Source organism: Niabella yanshanensis (assembly GCF_034424215.1).
Taxonomy (GTDB): Bacteria; Bacteroidota; Bacteroidia; order Chitinophagales; family Chitinophagaceae; genus Niabella; species Niabella yanshanensis.
Map to the genome: position 1 here is coordinate 1083525 of NZ_CP139960.1, position 24974 is coordinate 1108498.

The 24974-nt window shown below is 42.4% G+C and carries 20 protein-coding genes, 2 tRNA genes and 3 rRNA genes; 2 read left to right on the top strand and 23 right to left on the bottom strand.

Going from position 1 to position 24974, the window contains the following annotated elements; all coding sequences use genetic code 11:
- Positions 1-45: 45 nt before the first annotated feature.
- Complete coding sequence (locus U0035_RS04010; RefSeq protein ID WP_114792848.1) at positions 46-2235, top strand: DUF4954 family protein; 2190 nt, start codon at positions 46-48, stop codon at positions 2233-2235.
- Positions 2236-2246: 11 nt separating this feature from the next.
- On the opposite strand, the gene U0035_RS04015 is transcribed toward U0035_RS04010, so the two are convergent.
- The 13 genes from U0035_RS04015 to U0035_RS04075 form a co-directional block, all read right to left on the bottom strand.
- Positions 2247-2735, bottom strand: coding sequence for a DUF4442 domain-containing protein (locus U0035_RS04015; protein WP_114792864.1), 489 nt, complete (start codon positions 2733-2735; stop codon positions 2247-2249).
- A 91-nt stretch (positions 2736-2826) separates the two neighbouring features.
- Positions 2827-5259, bottom strand: coding sequence for a TonB-dependent receptor (locus tag U0035_RS04020; protein ID WP_114792849.1), 2433 nt, complete (start codon positions 5257-5259; stop codon positions 2827-2829).
- A 111-nt stretch (positions 5260-5370) separates the two neighbouring features.
- Entirely contained in the window at positions 5371-5709 is a 339-nt protein-coding gene (locus U0035_RS04025) for a hypothetical protein (RefSeq protein WP_114792850.1), read from the bottom strand.
- An 80-nt stretch (positions 5710-5789) separates the two neighbouring features.
- Positions 5790-6401 carry a fumarylacetoacetate hydrolase family protein gene (locus U0035_RS04030; protein WP_114792851.1) on the bottom strand — a complete coding sequence of 204 codons (612 nt, stop codon included), beginning with the start codon at positions 6399-6401 and terminating at the stop codon, positions 5790-5792.
- 31 nt (positions 6402-6432) lie between these two features.
- Positions 6433-7005, bottom strand: coding sequence for an aminoacyl-tRNA hydrolase (pth, locus tag U0035_RS04035; RefSeq protein WP_114792852.1), 573 nt, complete (start codon positions 7003-7005; stop codon positions 6433-6435).
- 334 nt (positions 7006-7339) lie between these two features.
- Positions 7340-7451 (bottom strand): 5S ribosomal RNA (gene rrf, locus U0035_RS04040).
- A 136-nt stretch (positions 7452-7587) separates the two neighbouring features.
- A 23S ribosomal RNA gene (locus U0035_RS04045) occupies positions 7588-10386 on the bottom strand.
- Between the two features lie 330 nt (positions 10387-10716).
- Positions 10717-10790: transfer RNA gene (locus U0035_RS04050), tRNA-Ala, on the bottom strand.
- Between the two features lie 9 nt (positions 10791-10799).
- Positions 10800-10877 (bottom strand) — tRNA-Ile (locus tag U0035_RS04055).
- A gap of 225 nt (positions 10878-11102) precedes the next feature.
- Positions 11103-12628 (bottom strand): 16S ribosomal RNA (locus U0035_RS04060).
- Together the 16S, 23S and 5S rRNA genes with 2 tRNA genes alongside form the textbook arrangement of a ribosomal RNA operon.
- 918 nt (positions 12629-13546) lie before the next feature.
- Positions 13547-14587: a GMP reductase gene (locus U0035_RS04065; protein WP_114793325.1), complete on the bottom strand. Its 1041-nt coding sequence runs from the start codon at positions 14585-14587 to the stop codon at positions 13547-13549.
- A gap of 145 nt (positions 14588-14732) precedes the next feature.
- Positions 14733-15311, bottom strand: coding sequence for a 50S ribosomal protein L25 (locus U0035_RS04070; RefSeq protein WP_114793324.1), 579 nt, complete (start codon positions 15309-15311; stop codon positions 14733-14735).
- 26 nt (positions 15312-15337) lie between these two features.
- On the bottom strand, positions 15338-16306 hold the full coding sequence (locus U0035_RS04075; protein ID WP_114793323.1) for a ribose-phosphate diphosphokinase: 969 nt from the start codon (positions 16304-16306) through the stop codon (positions 15338-15340).
- Positions 16307-16517: 211 nt separating this feature from the next.
- Here U0035_RS04075 and radC point away from each other — a divergent pair, with 211 nt between their 5' ends.
- A complete protein-coding gene (gene radC, locus U0035_RS04080) occupies positions 16518-17207 on the top strand; it encodes a RadC family protein (protein ID WP_114793322.1) in 690 nt (229 codons plus the stop codon).
- Here radC and def read toward each other — a convergent pair whose 3' ends face one another.
- The 10 genes from def to U0035_RS04130 form a co-directional block, all read right to left on the bottom strand.
- Positions 17208-17789: a peptide deformylase gene (gene def, locus U0035_RS04085; RefSeq protein ID WP_211316567.1), complete on the bottom strand. Its 582-nt coding sequence runs from the start codon at positions 17787-17789 to the stop codon at positions 17208-17210. It abuts the gene before it with no gap.
- 97 nt (positions 17790-17886) lie between these two features.
- A complete protein-coding gene (ruvX, locus tag U0035_RS04090) occupies positions 17887-18294 on the bottom strand; it encodes a Holliday junction resolvase RuvX (RefSeq protein ID WP_114793320.1) in 408 nt (135 codons plus the stop codon).
- A 3-nt stretch (positions 18295-18297) separates the two neighbouring features.
- Positions 18298-19212 (bottom strand): UbiA-like polyprenyltransferase, encoded by a 915-nt coding sequence (locus tag U0035_RS04095; protein ID WP_114793319.1) that lies wholly within the window; start codon positions 19210-19212, stop codon positions 18298-18300.
- Positions 19199-19750, bottom strand: a complete 552-nt coding sequence (locus tag U0035_RS04100) for an RNA methyltransferase (protein WP_170138323.1) — start codon at positions 19748-19750, stop codon at positions 19199-19201. The genes U0035_RS04095 and U0035_RS04100 overlap by 14 nt, the downstream gene beginning before the upstream one ends.
- A gap of 143 nt (positions 19751-19893) precedes the next feature.
- Positions 19894-20484 carry a hypothetical protein gene (locus tag U0035_RS04105; RefSeq protein WP_114793318.1) on the bottom strand — a complete coding sequence of 197 codons (591 nt, stop codon included), beginning with the start codon at positions 20482-20484 and terminating at the stop codon, positions 19894-19896.
- 207 nt (positions 20485-20691) lie between these two features.
- Positions 20692-21951 carry a DUF2851 family protein gene (locus tag U0035_RS04110; protein ID WP_114793317.1) on the bottom strand — a complete coding sequence of 420 codons (1260 nt, stop codon included), beginning with the start codon at positions 21949-21951 and terminating at the stop codon, positions 20692-20694.
- 39 nt (positions 21952-21990) lie between these two features.
- Positions 21991-22554: a Maf family nucleotide pyrophosphatase gene (locus U0035_RS04115; protein WP_114793316.1), complete on the bottom strand. Its 564-nt coding sequence runs from the start codon at positions 22552-22554 to the stop codon at positions 21991-21993.
- A 6-nt stretch (positions 22555-22560) separates the two neighbouring features.
- Positions 22561-23493, bottom strand: coding sequence for a geranylgeranylglycerol-phosphate geranylgeranyltransferase (locus tag U0035_RS04120; protein ID WP_114793315.1), 933 nt, complete (start codon positions 23491-23493; stop codon positions 22561-22563).
- Between the two features lie 39 nt (positions 23494-23532).
- Complete coding sequence (locus U0035_RS04125; protein ID WP_114793314.1) at positions 23533-24054, bottom strand: KdsC family phosphatase; 522 nt, start codon at positions 24052-24054, stop codon at positions 23533-23535.
- Positions 24055-24164: 110 nt separating this feature from the next.
- Entirely contained in the window at positions 24165-24941 is a 777-nt protein-coding gene (locus U0035_RS04130; RefSeq protein WP_114793313.1) for a Rossmann-like and DUF2520 domain-containing protein, read from the bottom strand.
- Positions 24942-24974 lie beyond the last annotated feature (33 nt).

Sequence of the window (24974 nt, forward strand, 5' to 3'; positions counted from 1 at the left end):
CAAACAAATATTTCATTATCAAATACAACCTTCTGCCGTATATAAATGAATCAGATAAAAAAGCACAAAGCCGATCAACTGGGATATAACTTTATACCTGCAACATTTTTACCGGAAGGAGAAAATGAATATTATTTAAGATTTCAGCAAAATCCGGCCAATGATTACAGGCCACTCACCAAACAGGAAATCACCATACTTCAATCAAACCGTAACAGGTCGGGCAATTGGGACGATGTGCTGGTCAGGGATGGTATAGATATACATCTTATTGAGGAATGTACTTTTTACGGATTGGTTCGTATAGGAAAACTGGAGCAGTTTTTCCTGGAATTCAGCGAAGTGAAATTCCCTGTGGGCTTATACCACAGCCAGATTGTAAGCTGCGATATCGGAGACAATGTATCTATTAGCAATGTAAAATTCCTGGGACATTATATCATAGATGATGATGTCATTATTGCTAATGTGAATGAAATGAGTTGCACCTCGCACGCTAAATTCGGAAATGGAATACTGAAGGAGGGTGAACATGAAAACGTTCGTATATGGATGGAGTTGTGCAATGAAAATGGCGGCAGAAAAGTATTACCCTTTGATGGCATGTTAGCAGGCGATGCCTGGCTATGGACAAAATACCGGGGTGACCAAAAGCTAATGCAGGCGTTTCAACAATTCACCGAAAAGAAATTTGACGCGACACATGGATATTATGGTACGGTAGGTAAAAGAACGGTGATTAAGAATACCCATATTATTAAGGATGTAAAAATTGGTACAGATGCTTATGTAAAAGGAGCAAACAAACTGAAAAACCTTACGATCAACTCCAACGAAAAAGCTAAATCACAAATTGGTGAAGGATGTGAAATGGTAAATGGTATCATGGGGGTTGGAAGCCGTGCGTTCTATGGCGTAAAAGCGGTACGATTCATCTTATCCCCTTTCTCTCAGGTAAAATATGGAGCAAGATTGATCAACTCTTACCTGGGTGAAAATGCGACCGTTTCCTGTTGTGAGGTTTTAAACTCATTAATATTTCCGGCCCACGAGCAACATCATAACAATTCCTTTTTATGCGCAGCCCTGGTAATGGGCCAAAGCAATATGGCGGCGGGCGCCACCATTGGATCTAATCATAATTCAAGAGGCGCTGATGGCGAACTGCAGGCCGGACGTGGTTTTTGGCCGGGCCTTTGTGTAAGCCTTAAACATAATTCGAGGTTTGCATCGTTTGCCATGATAGCAAAAGGTAATTATCCCGCTGAATTAGATATTCCTTTTCCTTTTGCCCTTATCAGCAACGAAGAAAGTTCGAATAAGCTGGTTATCATGCCTGCATACTGGTTTTTATATAATATGTATGCTATTCAGAGAAACGAAAGAAAATTCGAAGAAAGAGATAAGAGAATCAATAAAGAACAACAACTGGAGTTCAATTGCCTGGCACCGGACACTGCAAACGAAATCTATAAATCATTAGAGCTATTGGAGCTCTTCACTGGAAAAGCATTCTACCGTGACCATGAAATGATCGGCAGCGATACCGAATTTATGATCAAAGGGAAGTCTTTGCTGGAACATAATTCGCCGATAGTAACTAAACTAAATGTCGTTGCCTCCGGTTTTGAAAACTCTAAAAGAGAAGTACAAATCACTAAGGTTCAGCAAGCTTATAATGTTTATAAACGCATGCTTTTGTTTTATGCCGGAAGTGAAATGATCAAATACATTAGTGAAAACAACTACGATAGCTTTTTCGAACAACTCCACAATAACAGGCTCACAGGCTATTTACAGGAGTGGGTTAATGTAGGAGGACAACTTATTGCTAAAGATCAGCTAGATAACCTTCTTGATGGTATAAGAACCGGAAATATTACCGGGTGGGATCATATTCATCAGTTTTACAAAGAACAAGGAAAACAGTACCGTATTCAGAGAATGTTACATGCTTTTTCCCTGTTGATGAAAATTGAAACTGTACCATACGAAAAAATAGATATCAACTATCTTAAAAATCTTTTCCATCAAACTTTAGAAACCAAGAAATGGATTACTCAAAGCGTTTACAGTTCGAAAGAGAAAGACTACAAAAACACTTTCAAGAATATGGTGTATGATACAAAAGAAGAGATGGAAAGCGTATTAGGATCTTTCGAAAACAATACTTTTATTATTCAGCAAAACGAGGAACTAAGTGTGTTTACAGAGCAGGTAAAGACGCTGCTTTAACATCCGTGTAACTATCGATAAACAGCTTTGGCTTTGAACGACCAGGTAATGGTAAATCGGGCTACAAGTTCGCCTGCAAGATTTTTCCCTTCGGAATAAGCGGTCAGAACCTGTGGCTGACCAGTTTCGACAGCTGCTTGAATCATATCCCTGAATGCTTTACCGTCTGTGCAGGTAAATATTGTTACACCCGTAGCTTTCTTAAAATACTCGGCTTCCATCTTTACAACAAGCATCGATACAGCAGGCTTTCTTTTATACACATGCGCCATTGCTAACGCGCCAGTGCTCAATTCGGCTGCCATAGCCAGGCATGCAAAATAAGTGGAACGAAATGGATTTTGACTGAACCATTGAAACGGAACTGTAACCTCGCAGATGTCTTGCGTCAAAGCTCTAAGCCGCACGCCGCTAAAATACGCGGAGGGCAGTTTCCGCAACAGAAAAAATTGAAACCTGGAAGAATTGGCTAACAGAATAAATTCATTTGCGGTTTCCATAGCTTTATCGATTCTTATAAAGTTAATACATAAAGCATAAAAAAACGCCACCGGCACATCCGGTGACGTTTTTTATTTCACTTCAACAATATTATAATTTCCATTCAAACGGTATGATCAAACGGGCTGTAAAATTTCTGCCCATATTAAATACACCCATTCTTCCTGTAACCGGGTTTGCATCTGTATATTTTAACCGGCTCAGGTGACTTTGGTATCCCACATCACCTATATTCTGCAACCCTATATTAAAAGTAAATCGCTTTTTGTTTGCAATTTTAACATCCGCGCCCAAACCGGCGTTGAATAAAACATAACCTTTTGTAGCCGTCTCAGTTTCATAGCCGGCAAAAAAATCGTTCTGCGCCGCAACAGCATTCATTTCTACCTTTACATATAAGCTGGAAAATAGCTTTAAAATATCAGTAAACTCTCCCCTCAGTTCGGTTAATACACTTGCCGGGGCAATAAGCGGCAAATTATCAGATCCGTCCACCGGTTCAACAAATTTTCCTCTTACAAAGCTGAACGTGTTCTCAAAATGAAGCCAATCCAACGGATGCGGATGTACATCAAAACGGGCTTCAATGCCCATCAGCCTTGCGTTCTGCTGGTTGAACTGAAAAGTTGGGATTCCATTGGTTAATGAATCTGTTTCGTCAGCCCCCAATAACCGGTTATAAAAAATATAATTACTAATATGATTAAAGTAGGGCGATACACTTATATCGATGTGATTGGTAGTGATCTCGATCCCTGCATCTACAGCAGTTGATATTTCACTTTTAAGATCCCGCTCGCCTATTTCATAGCGATTCGTTCCCTCATGGGCACCGTTAGCTGCCAGTTCTGATAAATTGGGCGCTCTGAATCCCCTGGCTATATTAGCTTTCAGAGAAACGTGATCGCTAATAGCGTGTGTGGCGCCCAGGCTGGCCGAAATATTGGAAAAGGTTTTAGAAAATGCCCCGAACTTTTCAGTGCCTTCTTCATCATTCATCGCTTTACTATTAATACTTCTGGTATCATAACGCAGCCCTCCGCTAAGGGTGGTTTGATTCCAGGTTTTAGAAGCAACGCCATATATACCGAAATCAAACAAACCATAGTCCGGAATGATTGCTTCAGCTGCCTTATTTTGATTTTGCTGCCTCATTCCATTTACACCCAAACTACTCTTCCAGTTATTCCATTCCGGAATATGATACGCGATATTATAATTGATCGTCTTTAAATCGAAATAAGCGGACGGTCCCCCCGGTTCCTCATGGTCATGTTCATGTTCATGATCCTGCTCGTCTTCATGTTCTTCCTCACCGTGATGTTCCTCACCATGATCATGGCCAAACTCCCTGCGTTGATTGCGCTGAAAACCAGCCAACGCTGTAATTCTCCCGCCATTTGCCAGTGAAAAACTATTATCTAACGCAATCTTGAAATGTTGCACCCGCTGGTTAGGATCCAAAGGAGTTCGGCCTTTTGCAGTATTATTGTCTGGCACCGCATCATCATAAACAAACTGACCGGCTTCATTGCGCTCCCCTTCTACCATTCCCATGTGTTGATCAAAACGAGAAATAATAAGGTGCGAAAATCCCCAACGCTTATTGATGCCAATATAACCGCCAAAATTCTTTTCGTTAAACCGGCTGTTTAATACATTGCCGTCAAATTTGTTATGATAGTCGCCGGCTGTTTTAATGCTACCATAAGCATTCCAGTTCAAACCGTTGACATTGCCTGCTACATTTGCATATTGACCAAACATACGATTATTGGCATTTACAGTTGACTGTACGTTCGCCTGTATCGTGCTATTAGCGATGGGGGTATTGGTCAGTATATTAATCACGCCTCCAATGGCATCACTACCATACATCAGCGAAGCAGGTCCCCGTAAAATTTCAATCTTTTGTACACTGTACTCGTCTACTTCAAGTCCATGTTCATCACCCCATTGCTGGCCTTCCTGTCTTATACCGTCATTTATGGTTACCACACGATTATAACCAAGCCCCCGGATAAAGGGCTTTGCTATTGCAGGCCCTGTAGTGACAACAGAAACGCCCGCCTCCTTCGCCACTATATCCAGAAGATTATTACCTACAGACTGTTGAATCTCTTTTTTAGATAGAATAGATACCTGTACAGGTGTATACTTTAAACGCGTTGCAGCAGAAACCCCGGTAACAGTAACATTTTCGTTTTCAACCACCGAACGGGAAAGAGAAAAGTTTTGAGTGGTTTGACTCTGCACCGTTATAGTCTCAACTTTGGACTTATAGCCTACATAAGATACCTGTATTGTTAATCGTCCTCTGGGGAGGCTGTTGAATTCATACCGGCCTTCTGCATCGGTTGTCGTGGTCAACCGGAGATCGGGTATAGAAATAGTGGCGCCGGCCAATGGCGTCTGCGAGGTAACATCTGTTACAACACCTGACAAACCGGCTTTCTCGTCGTTTGCCCACAAAACATGAGTTGACAGTAAAAAAAGTATAGAAAGAAAACATTTGAATTGCATAACCTGAAATATTTGGATACATGTAAACAGGAGGTCTACACATTAATGTACGGAGCTGAAACAGCCCACTCTTTGAAGTTGATGGAAAGAAAAAATAAACCGACGTTACAATCAGGTTAAAGCAGGAGGGCCGCGGTGTTGTTTGTGTTCAGGTTGCAGCTGCACCCAATCAGTTACAGGAATCTCAATATAGCAGGGAAGAAAAATATCAGGACTTACAGAATAGCTTTCCCGGGGTTCTAAAAAAGGTGAAAGTACCTCTACGTTTACAAATCCACAATTAAACTTATAAGTGGTAAGCTGAACTTTTCCGGTGTGATGGTTTAAGCAGGAATAATCGGTATGATTAGTAAAAAGTTCATGAAAGTATAGCTTAGGGGTAACGCCTGTTGCGAAAGCCAGCAACAAGGCTACAGCTAAAACCTGTTTTATACGGAATACTCTTTGCAAAATTGAAACTATGTTGCAAAGATAGTGCTTTCAGGAAAATAAATAGTGCAAGTAAAAGCTACTGTAGTGAGTCGAAGGCACTACTCAACTTTCAGGTTCAGCACAATATTGTCTTCTAATATACCTTCGAGTTCATCGCCGGGAAGTGTTTCTCCAACACCTGATGGTGTACCGGTGAAAATGACGTCTCCAATATTCAGAGAAAAATATTTGGAAATATTGACTAATAGGGTATTGAAGCTGTAGATCATATTACCCGAATTGCCCTGTTGCACTAACTCGTTGTTTTTATAGAATCCAAAATTAATATCCTTTAGATTGGCAAAGTCGGTAATCGGTTTCCAATCGCCTAAAACAGCTGAATTATCCCATGCCTTTGCCTTCTCCCAGGGAAGTCCTTTCTGCTTCAGATCATTTTGAATGTCCCTGGCTGTAAAATCGATCCCCAGAGTAATGGCATCATAGTATTGATGCGCATATCGTTTATTGATATAACGACCATTTTTACATACCCGTAAAACCAGTTCGCATTCATAATGCAGTTCGTTCGTAAACTCAGGATAGTAAAAGGGCAAATGAGGTTTTAAGAGGGCGCTTTTGGGTTTCAGAAATATGACGGGCTCTTCAGGTACTTCGTTACCGAGCTCCTTAGCATGTGCCACATAATTTCTTCCGATACAAAAAATTTTCATGATATAAGGGTTTTTCTACAAGATCAAAATCTTACTCAAACTCCAGGTTGTTAATAGTGTTCATTGCGGCATTGATTCCCTGTGTAGCAAATATTTCGATGGCTTCCACTGACCTGTCTATTTTTAATTTGACTATGGGATCTTCCTGCTTCGTCCACTTTCCTAATACAAAATCTGCCTGCATGCCTTTGGAAAAATTACTTCCTATTCCAAATCGAAGTTTAGGATAACCTCCAGAACCTACCGACTCCTGTATGCTTCTCAAACCGTTATGTCCACCATCGCTGCCGCTGCCCCTGATTCTTAGCTTACTTATTGGTAACGATAGATCATCTAAAATCGTAAAAGTATTTTCCAGAGGTATTTTTTCTTTATCGATCCAATATTTGAAGGCTTTACCGCTAAGGTTCATATATGTTGTTGGACAAATACATATAAATATACGTCCTTTCCATTTTATATCGGCTACAAAAGCCAACCGGTCCTGCCTGAAAATACCGCCATGTTTTTGCACGAATGCGGCAACTACATCAAATCCTATATTATGCCTGGTATGCGCGTACTCGTTGCCTATATTACCCAGCCCTACGATCAAAAATTTCATGTTACACCATCAAATTTATAAAATAACTGTAAAATAGCAACTTACGTCAAAAATACGATACATACTCGCAAACCAAAATTTCTTTATAGAAATTTTAATCAATTTTCAAGCCGATTAGGGTTTTTAGCAGATGCATGGTGTTAGCTAAGTGATTAGTAAGCCCGGCAAAGAATTGTTTTGTTTTTGATTGTATGCAAAGTTAATTAGTTGCCTGGTTGCTCGGTTTACAGGGCAAAGATCCTTCAGGTGAGCAGAGCGCTGCCTGGGCACTCTTGTTGCGTTAGGGCAGGTGCATAAAAAAAGCCTCACAAAAAATGTGAGGCTCTTTCAAAAAGAATGGCAGCTACCTACTCTCCCGCATTGTGGTGCAGTACCATCGGCCTTAAGGGGCTTAACTTCTCTGTTCGGTATGGGAAGAGGTGAACACCCTTGGTATAACCACCATAAAAAGGTAATTAGTTGAACTAGTTGATATGTTTACAAGGAACGATCCTTTTCAACATGTCAACATTTAAACTTGTCAACCAACAATAAAATAACATATTGGAAAATCAAAAAAATTAGAAGAGTACCTAACAAATAAAATTAAAGCGTACGGGCAATTAGTACTACTCGGCTTTGATGTTACCACCTTTACACCTGTAGCCTATCAACGTAATAGTCTCTTACGGCCCTTAAAAGTAAACTCATCTTGAGATAGGTTTCACGCTTAGATGCTTTCAGCGTTTATCCTGTCCGTACTTAGCTACTCAGCATTGCACCTGGCGGCACAACTGATACACCAGCGGTACGTACGACCCGGTCCTCTCGTACTAAGGTCATGTTCTCTCAATTTACTAACGCCCACCACAGATAGGGACCGAACTGTCTTGCGACGTTCTGAACCCAGTTCACGTGCCACTTTAATCGGCGAACAGCCGAACCCTTGGGACCTTCTCCAGCCCCAGGATGTGACGAACCGACATCGAGGTGCCAAACCTCCCCGTCGATATGAGCTCTTGGGGGAGATCAGCCTGTTATCCCCGGAGTACCTTTTATCCTTTGAGCGACGGCCCTTCCATACAGAACCGCCGGATCACTTTAGCCGACTTTCGTCCCTGCTCGGCCTGTTTGCCTCACAGTCAAGCTCCCTTATACTAATGCGCTCTGCGTACGATTACCAACCGTACTGAGGGAACCTTTGCAAGCCTCCGTTACTCTTTAGGAGGCGACCACCCCAGTCAAACTACCCACCATGCACTGTTTCCCGCTAGGGATTAGATTCTAAATCAAAGAAGGTTGGTATTTCAACGACCGCTCCACAATGGCTGGCGCCACCGCTTCATAGCGTCCCAACTATGCTACACATCCGTAATTCAAAATCAATGCAAAGTTGTAGTGAAGGTTCACGGGGTCTTTCCGTCCCGTGGCGGGTAACCGGCATCTTCACCGATACTACAATTTCACCGGGCTCGTGGAGGAGACAGCGTTCAACTCATTAGACCATTCGTGCAGGTCGGAACTTACCCGACAAGGAATTTCGCTACCTTAGGACCGTTATAGTTACGGCCGCCGTTTACTGGGGCTTCAGTCAGAAGCTTTGGATTACTCCGAACATCCTTCCTTAACCTTCCAGCACCGGGCAGGTATCAGGCTCTATACGTCATCTTTCGATTTTGCAGGGCCCTATGTTTTTGTTAAACAGTTGGTTGAACCATTTTACTGAGACCTACCGAAGTAGGTATGCTTTATCCCGAAGTTACAGCATCAATTTGCCTAGTTCCTTCTCCACGGCTCACCCGAGCGCCTTAGAATACTCATCCCGTCTACCTGTGTCGGTTTGCGGTACCGGCCGCTATGCTCGCTTTTCTTGGAAGAACTTTCACACTTACGCTTCACCCGAAGGATCCACTCAGCTAATCCGTCAGCCTGTAGTGCTAGCATTCTCCGTCACTTTTAATGCATAGTGGGCGCAGGAATATTAACCTGCTTTCCATCGTCTACCCCTTTCGGGTTTGACTAAGGACCGGGCTAACCCTGATCCGATTAACGTTGATCAGGAACCCTTAGACTTTCGGCGATAAGGTTTTTCACCTTATTTATCGTTACTTATGCCTACATTTTCTTTTCTAACCGCTCCAGCATACGTCGCCGTACACCTTCGATGCAGTCAGAATGCTCCCCTACCGATATACCACCTGGTGGCAATCATAGAGCTTCGGTTCATAGTTTAATACCCGATTATTTTCCGCGCAGAGCCTCTCGACCAGTGAGCTGTTACGCACTCTTTAAATGAATTGCTGCTTCCAAGCAAACATCCTGGCTGTTATAGAAGCTCTACATCGTTTGATTAACTTAACTATGCATTGGGGACCTTAGCTGCTATTCTGGGTTATTTCCCTCTCGGCCACGGACCTTAGCGCCCGCAGCCTCACTCCCGGTAAACATCTGTTAGCATTCGGAGTTTGTCAGGGTTTGGTAGGCGGTGAAGCCCCCTAGCCCAATCAGTAGCTCTACCTCTAACAGACTTTATAAACCGAGGCTGTTCCTAAAAACATTTCGGGGAGAACGAGCTATCTCTCAGTTTGATTGGCCTTTCACCCCTATCCACAGGTCATCCCAAGACTTTTCAACGTCAACGGGTTCGGTCCTCCAGTGTGTGTTACCACACCTTCAACCTGCCCATGGATAGATCACAAAGTTTCGCGTCTAGCCCCACTGACTAAGCGCCCTATTGGGACTCGCTTTCGCTACGGCTCCGTTGTTTAAAACTTAACCTCGCCAGTGAGGACTAACTCGTAGGCTCATTATGCAAAAGGCACGCCGTCACACCATAAAGATGCTCCGACCGCTTGTAGGCGTACGGTTTCAGGTACTATTTCACTCCCTTATTTAGGGTGCTTTTCACCTTTCCCTTACGGTACTGGTTCACTATCGGTGTCTGAGGAGTATTTAGCCTTACCAGATGGTGCTGGCAGATTCAAGCAGGATTCCTCCGGTCCCGCCCTACTCAGGATACCACTCGTCCACATCAATTTCTGCTTACGCGGCTCTCACGCTCTATGGCTTAATTTTCCAAAAAATTCAGCTTGATGATGCTTTCTAAATGTGGTCCTACAACCCCGGCTCCGCACGCGAAGCCGGTTTAGGCTCTTCCCTGTTCGCTCGCCACTACTTAGGGAATCATTGACTTATTTTCTTTTCCTCCGGGTACTTAGATGTTTCAGTTCTCCGGGTTGGCTCTCTTTCGAGTGATACGTCTTCAACGTAACAGGTTGTCCCATTCGGAAATCCAGGGATATAATACTCGTGTGCAGTTCCCCCTGGCTTATCGCAGCTTACCACGTCCTTCATCGCCTCTCAGACCCAAGGCATCCACCATACGCCCTTAATTGCTTTAAAAAAGTTTATAAAACTTAATTAATATGAGGCCAGATTCTCATCTGGACTTTTTATTTAGTTTGTTGTAGTTGTTACCCGACCACATTGCTTCAGACCAACCAAAATATTTGGTGATATTTTTACAATTATGATCGATAAACTATGTTAGGTACTCTCCTAACAATATTTTTTCCAATATGTCAAAGAACTTTTGCCCCTAACCCCTAAAGGGGTATCAAAGCATAGTTGATAATATGGTTACGAACCATCAGACCTTAAAATATCTTTAAGTCATTATCATCTTATGTAAAGAACTATTCTGTGAGGCTTAACGCCTTACCTTCTACTTTGTGGAGGATATCGGAGTCGAACCGATGACCCTCTGCGTGCAAGGCAGATGCTCTAGCCAACTGAGCTAACCCCCCAGAGTTTTTTGGTAGACCCGACCAGATTTGAACTGGTGACCCCTACATTATCAGTGTAGTGCTCTAACCAGGCTGAGCTACGGATCTGTTTACTAATGTGCCAATTTGATAATTAGCTAATATGCTAATGATAAATGATAATTATCAGCTGGCTTTAGATTGCCGTACTCAAATTTGGCCATCAGGTCTTATGTAAAGAACTTACCCTAAATCCCTAAAGGGACTTTTAATTACTTTAATATACTCCCCTTTAGGGGTGGGGGATATATTTGAAAGAAGAGGAAACAACAGCACGGTAAGTGCTTGCTCTAAAAAGGAGGTATTCCAGCCGCACCTTCCGATACGGCTACCTTGTTACGACTTAGCCCCAATTACCAGTTTTACCCTAGGCAGCTCCTTACGGTTACCGACTTTAGGTACACCCGGCTTTCATGGCTTGACGGGCGGTGTGTGCAAGGTCCGGGAACGTATTCACCGTATCATTGCTGATATACGATTACTAGCGATTCCAGCTTCACGTAGTCGAGTTGCAGACTACGATCTGAACTGAGAGTAGGTTTTTGAGATTAGCTTCACGTCACCGTGTTGCAACTCTTTGTCCTACCCATTGTAGCACGTGTGTAGCCCTGGGCATAAAGGCCATGATGACTTGACATCATCCCCTCCTTCCTCGCGTCTTACGACGGCAGTTTCACTAGAGTTCCCAGCGTTACCTGATGGCAACTAGTGATGGGGGTTGCGCTCGTTGCGGGACTTAACCCAACACCTCACGGCACGAGCTGACGACAGCCATGCAGCACCTTGCTTTGTGTCTATTGCTAGAAATACCGCTTTCACGGTACGGCACTCGCATTCTAGCCCAGGTAAGGTTCCTCGCGTATCATCGAATTAAACCACATGCTCCACCGCTTGTGCGGACCCCCGCCAATTCCTTTGAGTTTCAACCTTGCGGTCGTACTTCCCAGGTGGGATACTTAATGCTTTCGCTCAGACACACACTGTTTATCGCGTATGTCGAGTATCCATAGTTTAGGGCGTGGACTACCAGGGTATCTAATCCTGTTTGATCCCCACGCTTTCGAGCCTCAGTGTCAATATATGTGTAGCCAGCTGCCTTCGCAATTGGTGTTCTATGTCATATCTAAGCATTTCACCGCTACATGACATATTCCGCTAACCTCCACAATATTCAAGACTGATAGTATCAAAGGCAGTTTCCGAGTTAAGCTCGGAGATTTCACCTCTGACTTACCAACCCACCTACGCTCCCTTTAAACCCAGTGAATCCGGATAACGCTTGCACCCTCCGTATTACCGCGGCTGCTGGCACGGAGTTAGCCGGTGCTTATTCATATGGTACCGTCAGTTGAACTAGAAAGTCCCTTTTTCGTCCCATATAAAAGAAGTTTACAATCCAGAGGACCTTCATCCTCCACGCGGCATGGCTGGTTCAGAGTTTCCTCCATTGACCAATATTCCTTACTGCTGCCTCCCGTAGGAGTCGGGCCCGTGTCTCAGTGCCCGTGTGACTGGTCGTGCTCTCACACCAGTTAATGATCGAAGGCTTGGTGGGCCATTACCCCGCCAACTACCTAATCATACGCACACCCGTCTTCTAGCGTGTTGCCACTATAATATCAGTGAGATGCCTCACCAACATGTTACGGGGTATTAATCCAAATTTCTCTGGGCTATCCCCCACTAAAAGGAAGGTTGTGTACGTGTTCCGCACCCGTTTGCCGGTCGCCGGCGGACCGAAGTCCCCGCTGCCCCTCGACTTGCATGTATTAAGCCTGCCGCTAGCGTTCATCCTGAGCCAGGATCAAACTCTCCGTTGTAAATGAGTTTGATTGCTGACTATTAAAAATTCTCAAGAAGAAAAATTAACGTGTCAAAAATCGAATGTTATTTGCTTTTTGACTTACCTTTCGTGTCACTCTATTTAATAGAGTAAATTGATTGTGCTATTGTTTCCAAACTTTCAAAGAACTTTAATCAATTTGCTAACCAGCTAATATGCCAATATGCCAATGATTGAAGCGATAATTATGGTTATGAACCACCAGACCTAATGTCATTATCAAATATCTAAAGAACTAATTTCTAAACTTAATGAGCGTAAAATACCATCCCGATCTCTCATCATCCGCGGGCCAATCACTCAAATTACTATAAACTTTCTGAAGAGCTAAACAACTTCCGTAACCGTTGTTTTTAATTGGGATTGCAAAGCTAGTATCTTTATTTCAATCTGCCAAATTTTTTCGAAACTTTTTTGAATTTATTTTTGAAGAACTACACTCAAAAAACATCACTCAAAACCTCTCTAAGAACTAACCGATTCAGTATTTTCGGACGGCAAAGATAAGGAAATCTTTTCGAAACTTAACCAACTTTTTTCAATCTTTTTTTTCAAGACGCAGACTCAACTGCAAGGTGGGAAATAAGCGGAATGCTTAAAACTTAAGACATTCATTATTAATTTGTTATTCAGTACCCTAAGGGTTTTTCTAAGAACTGCTTCCGTTAACCAACTCCCAAACGGGATGCAAATGTAAAAGCTTTATTTTAATTCACCAAATTTATTTTTAATAAATCTCCCCAACCTACTCATTACCAAACTCCTACAAACACTTTAAGAACTGCATTACTCACTAACGGGGTGCAAATATAGAACTCTTTATCACAACACAAAACTTTTTACCAAATTTATTTAAAAAAATATTCTCAGATCATTAACCATTTACTATTCACCGTCACCCTCCAAACACCTCGTTATGCTGCTCTGCCACTCTTATAAAAGTGGTTCGTTTAGTTAATTCTTTTAGACGGCCCGCCCCTACATAGGTACAGGTAGAACGAATGCCACCCAGCAGGTCTTTTAGCGTATCAGCCACCGCCCCCCGGTACGGGATCTTCACTGTTTTACCTTCCGATGCCCTGTAGTTGGCTACTCCGCCAGCGTGCTTGTCCATTGCAGTTTTTGAGCTCATCCCATAAAATAACTTATACTTTTCATTGTTCTCCTCAATCATTTCTCCCCCGCTTTCGTCATGTCCGGCCAGCATACCGCCCAGCATCACAAAATCAGCTCCTGCACCAAAGGCTTTGGCTACATCGCCCGGCACTTTGCAACCACCGTCAGAAATGATCTGTCCACCGAGGCCATGCGCCGCATCTGCACATTCTATAATAGCCGACAACTGGGGATACCCCACCCCCGTTTTAACCCTGGTGGTACATACCGAACCAGGACCTATACCCACTTTAACGATATCGGCACCGGCTAACAGCAACTCTTCAACCATCTCTCCTGTTACCACATTACCGGCGATGATCGTTTTATCAGGATACAGGCTGCGCGTTTGTTTTACAAATTGTACAAAATGTTCTGAGTAGCCGTTGGCTACATCGATACAGATAAAGCTAAGTTGCGGATACCGGCCCATTAATATTTGCAGCTTGTCCGCATCAGACTTACCAGTGCCGGAGCTTACGGCGATATACTGGCAGAGCTCTTTACCACTGCCATCTAAAAAAGCACCCCACTCTTCTGTAGAATAATGCTTATGAATAGCAGTAATCATTTTTTCGGCAGACAGTGCCCGGGCCATATCGAAAGTTCCCACAGTATCCATGTTGGCTGCGATAACCGGTACTCCGTTCCAGGCTTTCCCTGAATGTAAAAACGTAAAACCACGTTTCAGTTCTACATCGGCCCTTGTTTTTAACGTAGATCTTTTAGGGCGTATCATTACATCTTTAAAACCTAATTTAAGTTCATACTCTATTCTCATATCACGCTGATTTATTGAAATAACAGAAAAGATATTCAAATTATCTGACTTAACCGGTTCATGATCCTTTAACAAAATGCAAAAGCCGGGCAAAAAAAACAGGCCGCCTCTGACGAGACAGCCTGTTTCACAGCTTTTGCTATAATTATTTCTTACCAGCTGCTGCTTCTTCCTGTTTTAATTGTCTTGTCATTACAACAGAAGCAACAGGAATACGAGGAGAGTTCAGTATTTCCATATCCGGAGCTACGATGTCCTCTACTCTTATATTTTCGTTGATCTCAAGATTATCAATAGGAACTTCAATTGTTTCAGTTAAATGCTTTGGTAAAGCTTTCACTTTAACCGATTTAATTTTAGAAACAAATCTACCACCGGCTCTTACACCTTTAGAGGTACCTGTGTATTTAAGAGGTACAGTAGCTATAACCTTCTTATCTTCTACCAGTTCTAATAAATCTACGTGAATTAACGCATCTGTTACTTTGTCAAACTGAAGATCTTTCAAAATACATCTGTAAGTTGCTCCATCCACTTTAACTTCTGCTATCTGGAAGTTAGGTGTATACACTAAAGGCTTAAACGCTGCAGCAGACGCACTGAAGTTTACTTCTTTAGCACCCCCGTAAATTACAGCAGGCACATTTCCCTGAGAGCGAACCTGGCGGGTGGCTGACTTGCCGAATTCGGTCCTCAGTTGTCCTTCGATTGTAATTGTTTTCATTTGTTTTTATTTTGTTTTAATATTTACTAACTCGTTCTAAGGTTGGAGTGCACAAATAAGCTTGTGATACTCTTGTTTTCGAAAGCATGCTTAATAGCTACAGCGAATAATTCTGCTACCGAAATTACTTTTATTTTAGGGCTTTCCTTTTTCAACGGGATGGTATTACAAACTACCAATTCCTCTAACACACTGCTCTCTATATTCTCGTAAGCCTTACCGCTCAACAAAGGATGCGTTATCATGGCTCTTACACTGTTAGCTCCCTTTTCTTTAATAAGTGATGCACATTTGGCCAATGTACCTCCCGTATCGCAGATATCATCAATGATCACCACATCTTTTCCTTCAACATCACCAATCAACCGCATGCTTGCTATCTCGTTGGCACGCTTCCGGTGCTTGTCACAAATCACCATATCAGCGTTAAAATAACTTGCAATTTCCCTGATCCTATTGGTTGCTCCCACGTCAGGGGCCGCAAAGGTAAGGTTTTTTAATTGTAACTTTTCAATATAGGGAATGAACACCGCATGGCTGTCCAGGTGATCCACCGGAATATCAAAATAGCCCTGTATCTGCGGAGCGTGCAAATCCATAGTTACAATACGATCGGCTCCTGCTGCGGTAAGCATATTTGCTACCAGTTTACTACCAATTGCTACCCTTGGGCGATCTTTCCGATCCTGCCGGGCATAACCATAGTAAGGCAAAACAGCTATTACTTTATAAGCCGAAGCCCTTTTGGCAGCATCAATCATCAGCAGTAATTCCATCAGGTTATCAGCCGGAGAATAAGTGCTTTGTACCAGAAAAATATAGTCTCCTCTTACACTTTCCAGGTAATTGGGGGAAATCTCACCGTCGGCAAAGCGTTGAATGCTAAGCTTTCCGGGGTCGCAGCCAAAATGTTTTGCTATTTCTACTGCCAGTGCTTCGGATGCTGTTCCCGAAAATATTTTAGCAGCATGGGGAATCGATTGAGCTTTATGCATTGTATTCGTGGATGAGCGGCGAAGATATTTTTTTTATTCAACTTATGAGGTTGAATCACATTTTTTTTTGAATGCCCGATATACAGGGTCCTTATATTTCAGGAGAAAACCTGTTACCTGCTTTTTCAAAACCAGCCATCGCCACTACATACAGCTTACTCTTTACCTGAAAAGTACGCTAACTAAAATATTCGTATTTTTAGGATAATTTATGAAATTGAAGAACACCATTAAAGAATGGCCAAGGGATGATCAGCCAAGGGAAAAGCTAATAGCCATTGGCGCCAATAACCTGAGTAATTCGGAGTTGCTGGCGATACTGATTCATAATGGAACCCGTGAAAGATCTGCCTTAACCCTGGCCAAAGATATCCTGAAGTTAGGTAATGACGACCTGAATGAGTTAGGCACCATCAGTATAAAACAGCTTACATCTGTGAAAGGTATCGGGGCAGCGAAAGCCATTACAATAATGGCAGCTATGGAGCTCGGCAGAAGACGCCAGATGGGGCGCATGCCCCATAAGCAGCGGTTCACCACTTCTAAAGAGATGGCAGATTTCCTGAAAGAACGGCTCAAAGACTACCAGCACGAAGTTTTTGCCGTCATTTACCTTAACCGGTCCTGCAAAATTTTAAGCTTTGATATTATCAGCACCGGAGGCATCACCGGAACGGTTGCCGATCCCCGGGTTATCTTAAAACACGCCCTCGAAAAAAATGCGGTCGGTCTTATTTTAAGTCATAACCACCCTTCAGGAAGCCTGAAGCCCAGTAAAGCTGATGAATACCTGACTGAAAAGATCAAACAGGCAGCTGCCTTTCTTGACATTAAAGTGCTGGATCATGTTATCGTAAGTGATGCCGGGTACTACAGTTTTGCCGATGACGGGCTGCTATAATTAACGGCTAAAAGACATTTTATAGTCTACTTTTATTTTACCCGAAGAAATATCATTGAGCTTTCTTTTGAGCAACTGCCTTTTTAACGCCGGTAAATGGTCGATAAACAATTTACCTTCAATATGGTCGTATTCGTGTAAAATCACCCTGGCTGTAATACCCGTATAGGTATCTGTATGTGTTTGAAAGTTTTCGTCTTCGTACTCAATAGTAACCGATTCCGCTCGGGTAATATCTTCTCTTATCTTAGGTATACTTAAACAACCTTCGTTATAGGCCCATGGTTTCCCATTCAATTCTTTTACGTAGGCATTAATGAATACTTTCTTTGCGCCCTCATCGCCCGGGTATTCCTGCTTTTCTTCCTCATCTTCCATTGCTTCAAAGATCTGCACAGAATCAACCACAAACAATCTTATTGATTTATTGATCTGAGGTGCAGCCAAACCCACGCCATTACTGGCATACATGGTTTCCCACATATTGGCAATTAATTCTTTTAAGCCGGGATAATCAGGCCCTATCTCTTCTGCTACTTTTCTTAAAACGGGATTGCCGTAAGCTACTATTGGGAGAATCATGGCGGCAAAGGTACTGATTATTGTGAATAGGTAGCAATGAGTGATGAGTAATGAGTTCCAGACAACCAAGTCGCCAGGTAGCAGCGCCATCGTACGATCACCTGTTTAAATATTCCTGGAGCATAATGGTGGCGGCGATTTCATCTACCAGGGCTTTATTACGCCTCTGCATTTTTTTCAACCCCATCTCCAGCATTGCATCTTTAGCCATTTTGGAAGTGTAACGCTCATCCACCATTTCGAGCGGCATTTGAGGAAAATGTTTTTTCAGGTTTTTGATCGCTTTCTCAACCAACGGCGTGGCATGGGTATCCGTATCGTCCCAGTTTTTGGGCATACCAATAATAATTTTTTCTACCGGTTCTTTGACAAAGTAGTCCTTCAAAAAAGATATCAACTGTTTCGATTCAATAGTGGTCAACCCGGTTGCAATGATCTTCAACGGATCCGTAACGGCTATCCCGGTTCTTTTCAGACCGTAATCTATACAAAGCAATCTTGCCATTATTTAGGGATTTATAGTCTGGTAATGATGTACAAACAAATCTACAACAACAAACACCGCAAAAACTACTGAAGCAATTCCGTTAGCGGTCATAAATGCCAGGTTTACCCTGCGCAGGTCGTTAGGCTTTACAATGCTATGCTGGTAAAAAAGCATGCCGGCAAAAACAGCAATCCCCCCCCAATATAACCATCCAAACTGTCCGATAAAACCGGCAATGATCACGCAGGTGGCGCTTAACACGTGCAACAACTCTGAAACACGCAAAGCTTTCTTTTTACCCAACACAGAAGGGATGGAATACAGATCGTTGTTTTTGTCAAACTCCTCGTCCTGCAACGCATAAATGATATCGAAGCCACTAACCCAAAAGATAACGGCAAAAGAAAAAAGTATGGGCAACAGATCGAAGCGCCCCGTTACCGCCAGGTAAGCGCCTATTGGCGCTAAAGACAACCCCAAACCCAACACCAGGTGACAAAGAGGTGTGAACCGTTTGGTATAGCTATAACCCAGCACCACTGCCAGGGCGATGGGTGAAAGATAAAAACAAATGGAATTGATAAAATACGTACAGACCACAAATAGCAGCGAGTTGATAATGGTAAACCATAAAACCCTGTCGGCCTTTAATATACCGGCAGGAATTTCCCTTACGGCCGTGCGTGGATTCCTCGCATCAAAGCTCCTGTCGAGATAACGATTAAAGGCCATGGCTGCACTGCGGGCAAATATCATACACAATATAACCAGTAAAAAGAGATACCATTTTTCCTTAAAAAAAAGACCAACTGAAGCCTGTTCTCCCGGCCCCTGTAGCCACATCACCCCAAGAAAAAAACCAATAATAGCAAAGGGCATTGCAAAAATGGTATGCGAAAATTTGATAAGGCTTAAATACTTTTTAGCGGTTGACATCTGTTTCTTTTTTTAATATTCTGCTTACCAGTTCCCATAATACAACACCCGCTGCGGTGGCTATGTTCAGTGAGTGCTTCATACCCAGCTGCGGAATCTCAATACAGCCGTCACATAAGCCGATGGTAGTTTGGTCTACACCTGTAACCTCGTTACCCAAAACTATTGCTATCGGTTCATGGGTTTCCCAGGCTAAATCGTGAAGATGCGTACTTTTTTCTACCTGTTCGATAGCATATACCTTGTATTTTTTTTCTCGTAAATTGGCTATTGCTTCAGCAGCACTGGCAAAATGGGTCCAGCTTACTGAATCTTCAGCACCCAGGGCTGTTTTTTTTATTTCTTTATGTGGTGGTTTTGCAGAATAGCCGGTTATATAAATGGCTTCCACCAGAAAAGCATCACTTGTTCTGAATACGCTTCCTACATTATAGGCGCTGCGTATATTCTCAAGGACTACGATAATCGGAATTTTGGCAGATGCTTTGACCTCATCCACTGATTTGCGGCCTAATTCCTCCATACTTAACTTTCGCATCGCGCAAAAGTAGTAATGAAAATTGAAAAAGTTAAAGGTTTAAAGTTTAAGAGGGTAAGCGTCTTACAAACTCAAAAAAAATCCGGCTGCGGTTAACAGCCGGACTAAGGATAAGATATGGGTTTGGTTAGTGTAAAACTCTTTTATCTGCCGGTGCCGAGGCCGATATTATAAGCTAATCCTACGCCAATAATACCGGTATTGTATTTTTGGGACGCGTTGCCTACGTTTATCGTGCCCTTGTCTCCTGTAAATACTTTTGAATAATGGGCAAAAATGTTCCAGTTGCGGTTATGGTAACCTACTTCGGGCTTTAAATAAAAGCCTCCGTCAGGACGGGCAACTGAATAATTTGGCTCTACTCTTTTATCACCCGTAATAACACCATAACCTAAATCAGTGCCGATATAAATACCTTCAGCCTTAGGGTAGTATCTTACTAAAGCTGCTACTGGTACTACGCCGAAACTGTTGTTATCTAATTTGGCGCCGTTAACATCATTTTCCTTTCCGAAATGATGCTGATATCCTGTAGCCACACCTAAACCGAAATGAGGTGTTACCAGGTTTTGATAAGCTACATCCAGGCCAGCGGCTGCCGCCGAATTATTGGATGGAACTGACGCACCAGCCAACGCGCCTATTTTGATCATATTCTTCATGCTTTGTGCGTGTACCGCTGCTGTTGTAAATAATAAGGCCGCTCCGATTAAAATTGCTTTTCCTGTTTTCATCAGTATACTTTTTAGTTTTCAAATATTGTGTAACGATGTGTCTGAAGTTTTCTTAAAAGAAAATAATCATCTGTTCACCGTCACTACAGATTTTCGCATACTTAGACAAACGACGTGCCAATATGGTTGCATCACCGTCAAAACAAATATGAATCAGGCCTTTATAATATGCAAGCAATTTTTTATCATGAGGTTTGATGTTCCCGGCTATTTATTCTTTATTACAGCGTTTCCAATGGCACAATTGAGGCATTTTCTCAGGCTGCAATACTGTGCCTTCAATTCAACTAACGCCTGTGAGTCATACGCATTCTTATTTAGAACTCCTAATTGTTGAAAACCTCTTGTTATTGAATTTTTCTCCGCCCCTACCGCTTCCAGCCATTGCAGCGCTTTCTCTTTTGTATCCCCCTTGTGATGTTTGTTGCCGTAAGCAAACAACATGGGCACTACCGTATTAATGATAAGGTTATTGACCATGTCCTCTCCTATTGCCTTTTTCAGGAACTTAGGATCATCAATTAAAGTGTAATGATAGTTCCAGAAATCATTAGGAGCAACCTCAAACCATTTTTTTACCACCGCAAGTTCGGGCTCTTCTACAATACGGGAAAAAAGATGGGCCGAATTATGTATCAAAGCGGCTAATTGAGCCAGACGGATCGTTGGAAAATTACCGGGCCGCATCCTGAGAAAATGTATTGGGAAGACAACCGGCCGAAGTTTGTATTTTATTTTTAAGAAATTATATTCCTTGTCCAGTAATAATACATATTTATCCTGGTACTTTGCCCTGTTTAAAAGCCCGGCCTGTCCCAGCAATATAGCCTCTAATTGTATCAGATTGGTTTTATGCCGCGCCAGCAATTTTACAGAAATACTTTTTGCAATAGCTTCAAAAGTCTCTGCATTGGTTTTTGTTCCGAAATTACGGGCCAGCAGCCACCAGAAGCTTTCCTCCCAGTGCTGTTTATTGCGGGACAAATAATCGTCTATCAGTGTTGCTTTACGATGGAGTCTTTCGGCTACCAACCTATCTTTCCAACTGCTTATGATCAGCCTATCTACTTTATGTATAAGTCCTTCACAGGCAATAAACCGTTGAGACATCATCAGGCTGTTGTAACGTCTTATAAGGATGCCCGGTATCAACCCCGAAAGTTCCAGCACCGGCAGGTTATTGCCGGTCACATCGTCTTCATACACTACATGAAGGATAACATTTTTATAATTATCATCCCGGCTATGCCCATGCTTTAACCAGTCGGAAGTTTTGATATGTAACTCAACAGTTCCCGCCCAAAGGGTACGTCCTATTTTAACTTTGGCATTACTGAAATCGGGCCCCTGATTGGTATTGAGGGTGCCGGGATGAATAACCTCTACAGGATCGCCCTGTACAGTAAACAGGTTTAGTTTATTGAAGTATTGAAATCTCCATATAAACTGCAGCAGGTTTTCGTTCATAGGTATCTTTTATAGGTGATTGATCTCCCTATAAAGATACTAAATATTAGCCAATGCCTGAACAACCCTGTTAACAGGCAGCCCCATTACATTATAAAAATCTCCTTTTATTGACTGGATACCTACCACACCGATCCATTCCTGGATGGCGTAGGCACCTGCTTTATCATAGGGTTGATACTTCTCTACGTAGAACAATATCTGTTCGGGCGTCAGCGGGTTAAATGTAACTTCCGTTACATCTGCAAAAAGCAATTGTTTTGCTCCTTTTAGAATAGCAACTCCGGTTACCACCTGGTGCATCTTTCCCTGTAATTGAGTCAGGGTATGAACAGCTTCCTGTTGGTCAGCAGGCTTGCCTATAACTTCCCCGTTCAGTACCACTACCGTATCTGCTGCAATAATTATTCTGTCCTTACCAACTTCCTCCTGTACAGCTTTTGCCTTCTTCAATGCAATATTTATTGCGGCTTCGGTACTTTTTACACCAACAGGAAAAGTTTCATCCACAGGTTTTACTATTACTTCGAAAGCTATTTCAGCCCACTCCAGCAATTGCTTTCTGCGGGGCGATGAGGATGCCAGTACAATTGAATTAGCCATAAAAAACTACAAATAAATATAAAAAAGCAACATCGATAAAATACCGGTGAGCATCGCCATTTTGGTATAGCGGCTTAGTTGGTGGTAATCGGATGTTGATTGCGCGCTAAGCAGCTTTTTAAAAATGTATAATAGCGGCAAAACAATAGCTGCAAAACAATACACTACTGCCCACCACCATCTGAATTGTAAAACATAGAACTGTATAACCAGTAACATGATGATCAGGATGGTCAGCCATACCGTAACATACACCTTGGTAGCGTTAATACCCCAAACGATCGGCATAGTCTTGCAGCCAAACTTCTGATCGCCCGGCATATCCTCTATATCTTTCACCGCCTCTCTTATAAGTGAAATAATAAATGCGAACCCCGCATATAGAATTGCAAACCTGAATAACCTTATCTGCCCGGGGTCATTGTGACTAAAGGCATGCTGAAAGGAATACTTCGAAAGAAAAATGATGATGATCGTCCAGGCTGTTAGCAAGGAAACAATGATATTCCCTATCAACAGGTCTTTTTTAAATCTCGCAGAATAAAACCATAATAAAATTACACAAACCAGGTTGGCGATCACCAGGTACCACCGTGCAAAAACATTTACAGCGACGGCTGTACAAATAATGCCTGCGGCGCTCAAAGCCAGATGCCAGGCCAATGCCCAGCGGCGACTCAGTTTTCTATCCAAAATCATTTTGTCCGGCTTATTTACCAGGTCTATATTGATATCAAAATAGTCGTTGATAATATACCCTGCCGCCGCTATAAAAACAGAAGCTGCCACCAGCAAAACAAACTGGAAAGTATTGTGTTCCGGAATCGTTCCCGCATAAACGGGCCGGTAAATACAAAACTCAAAGACCACTTGTGTCAAAATAATGAACACGAGGTTAGGCCACCTGATGAGTTTTAAAAATGGCTTTATAAGCGCCATAAATAATTGTTGATTATCCGGAAATTCATGACTGTATCATCAGGTTGAAGCAACTGAAGGTACAGTGTCCCAATGCCCGTTTATTTTTAATACCTTTTCAATAACATCCCTCACGCAGCCATCTCCTCCTTTTTTCAAAGAAATATACCGGGCTACTGCTTTAATATCAGCAACTGCATCTGCAGGACAGCAACCTACTCCGACCTTATCAAATACAGGCAAATCCGGCATATCATCTCCCATGAACAAACAGCGGTCCAAATCTAAGCCTTGTTCAACTGCCAGTTCTTCCACAAACGTCCCCTTATCTTTTACACTAAAGAAAATATGTTGTATACCGAGGTAGTTCATTCTTTTTTCAACCGCACTTCGGGAGGAACCACTCACAATAAAAATTTTATACCCTTTTTTTATTGCCAACTGTAAAGCATAACCATCTTTTACATTCATAGTACGCGCCATTTCCCCGCTTTCCAGTACCAATACCCTTCCATCGGTAAGTACACCATCTACATCAAAAATAAAAGTAGTCACCTTTTTAAAACTGCTTAAAACATTCATGCATACCTGTTTTGTTCATTTTTCCGAGAAAGGTCTCTTTAAATACGCTCTTTCTTTTCCACAAAAAACCTTCGAGCATGCAAATGTAGGCCAATGACTAATGCCAAACATTAATCCAATTGGTTCAGTGGCCGGCCTAAAATGCTTTCGGTTAAAAACTCGTATAGTTTTAGTAATTGCGGATGCTTCTCCAGCAAAGCCCGGTGTTTATTAATGGTTTGCATATCCCCCCTCACTGCCGGACCTGTTTGCAGGTTTGAAGGGGCAGCATCATGAAGCCTGTAAAATGTATTGTCAATTAATGGCAGCAGCTCTGTAAATTCAATACCTTCTTTTTTACAATAAGCTTCAGCCAAAGAGAATATGTGATTAGAAAAATTATTCACCAGTACGGCACCGATATGCAGCTTGGTTCGCTTATCGAAATCGGCGCTAAAGGAGGCTTCTTTGTATACCGACCGGGCCAGTTTATTTAATACATTTTTTGTTTGTTCATTTGCCGCTTCAATATATATAGGTATCTCTGGTATCTGCTCCTGCTCCTTACGTAAACTTTGTAAAGGATAGAAAACACCGTAATTATCCGTTATCTCTTTTAACACATCCATTTTTACAGCGCCGGCCGTATGCGCTACTACTTTTCCGGGCAGTCTCAGGTCATTGGCTACATTTTCGAGCGCATCATCAGCCACTGCAATAATATATACATCTGCATCTTTATTAATAAGGCTCGAATAGTTGGCCGATTCCGTGTTCCACTCATAGGCTAACTCTGAAGCAGCGCTGGCATTCCGGCTCAATATCTGTACAATATGATGGCCGGCTGCAACGAATTTTCTTCCCAATACGGCAGCTACATTACCCGACCCGATAATTATGATATTCATTATATAAAGATACCAATTAGAAAAGCAAACCCT

Coding starts and splice junctions, on each gene's coding strand:
- U0035_RS04070 (WP_114793324.1), bottom strand. CDS start 15,311: ATGAAAACAATTACAATCGAAGGACAACTGAGGACCGAATTCGGCAAG.
- U0035_RS04115 (WP_114793316.1), bottom strand. CDS start 22,554: ATGGCTAATTCAATTGTACTGGCATCCTCATCGCCCCGCAGAAAGCAA.
- U0035_RS04020 (WP_114792849.1), bottom strand. CDS start 5,259: ATGCAATTCAAATGTTTTCTTTCTATACTTTTTTTACTGTCAACTCAT.
- U0035_RS04110 (WP_114793317.1), bottom strand. CDS start 21,951: ATGAACGAAAACCTGCTGCAGTTTATATGGAGATTTCAATACTTCAAT.
- U0035_RS04065 (WP_114793325.1), bottom strand. CDS start 14,587: ATGAGAATAGAGTATGAACTTAAATTAGGTTTTAAAGATGTAATGATA.
- radC (WP_114793322.1), top strand. CDS start 16,518: ATGAAATTGAAGAACACCATTAAAGAATGGCCAAGGGATGATCAGCCA.
- U0035_RS04125 (WP_114793314.1), bottom strand. CDS start 24,054: ATGAATGTTTTAAGCAGTTTTAAAAAGGTGACTACTTTTATTTTTGAT.
- pth (WP_114792852.1), bottom strand. CDS start 7,005: ATGAAATTTTTGATCGTAGGGCTGGGTAATATAGGCAACGAGTACGCG.
- U0035_RS04075 (WP_114793323.1), bottom strand. CDS start 16,306: ATGCATAAAGCTCAATCGATTCCCCATGCTGCTAAAATATTTTCGGGA.
- U0035_RS04120 (WP_114793315.1), bottom strand. CDS start 23,493: ATGGCGCTTATAAAGCCATTTTTAAAACTCATCAGGTGGCCTAACCTC.
- U0035_RS04105 (WP_114793318.1), bottom strand. CDS start 20,484: ATGAAAACAGGAAAAGCAATTTTAATCGGAGCGGCCTTATTATTTACA.
- U0035_RS04130 (WP_114793313.1), bottom strand. CDS start 24,941: ATGAATATCATAATTATCGGGTCGGGTAATGTAGCTGCCGTATTGGGA.
- U0035_RS04010 (WP_114792848.1), top strand. CDS start 46: ATGAATCAGATAAAAAAGCACAAAGCCGATCAACTGGGATATAACTTT.
- def (WP_211316567.1), bottom strand. CDS start 17,789: ATGATTCTCCCAATAGTAGCTTACGGCAATCCCGTTTTAAGAAAAGTA.
- U0035_RS04030 (WP_114792851.1), bottom strand. CDS start 6,401: ATGAAAATTTTTTGTATCGGAAGAAATTATGTGGCACATGCTAAGGAG.
- U0035_RS04015 (WP_114792864.1), bottom strand. CDS start 2,735: ATGGAAACCGCAAATGAATTTATTCTGTTAGCCAATTCTTCCAGGTTT.
- U0035_RS04095 (WP_114793319.1), bottom strand. CDS start 19,212: ATGTCAACCGCTAAAAAGTATTTAAGCCTTATCAAATTTTCGCATACC.
- ruvX (WP_114793320.1), bottom strand. CDS start 18,294: ATGGCAAGATTGCTTTGTATAGATTACGGTCTGAAAAGAACCGGGATA.
- U0035_RS04100 (WP_170138323.1), bottom strand. CDS start 19,750: ATGCGAAAGTTAAGTATGGAGGAATTAGGCCGCAAATCAGTGGATGAG.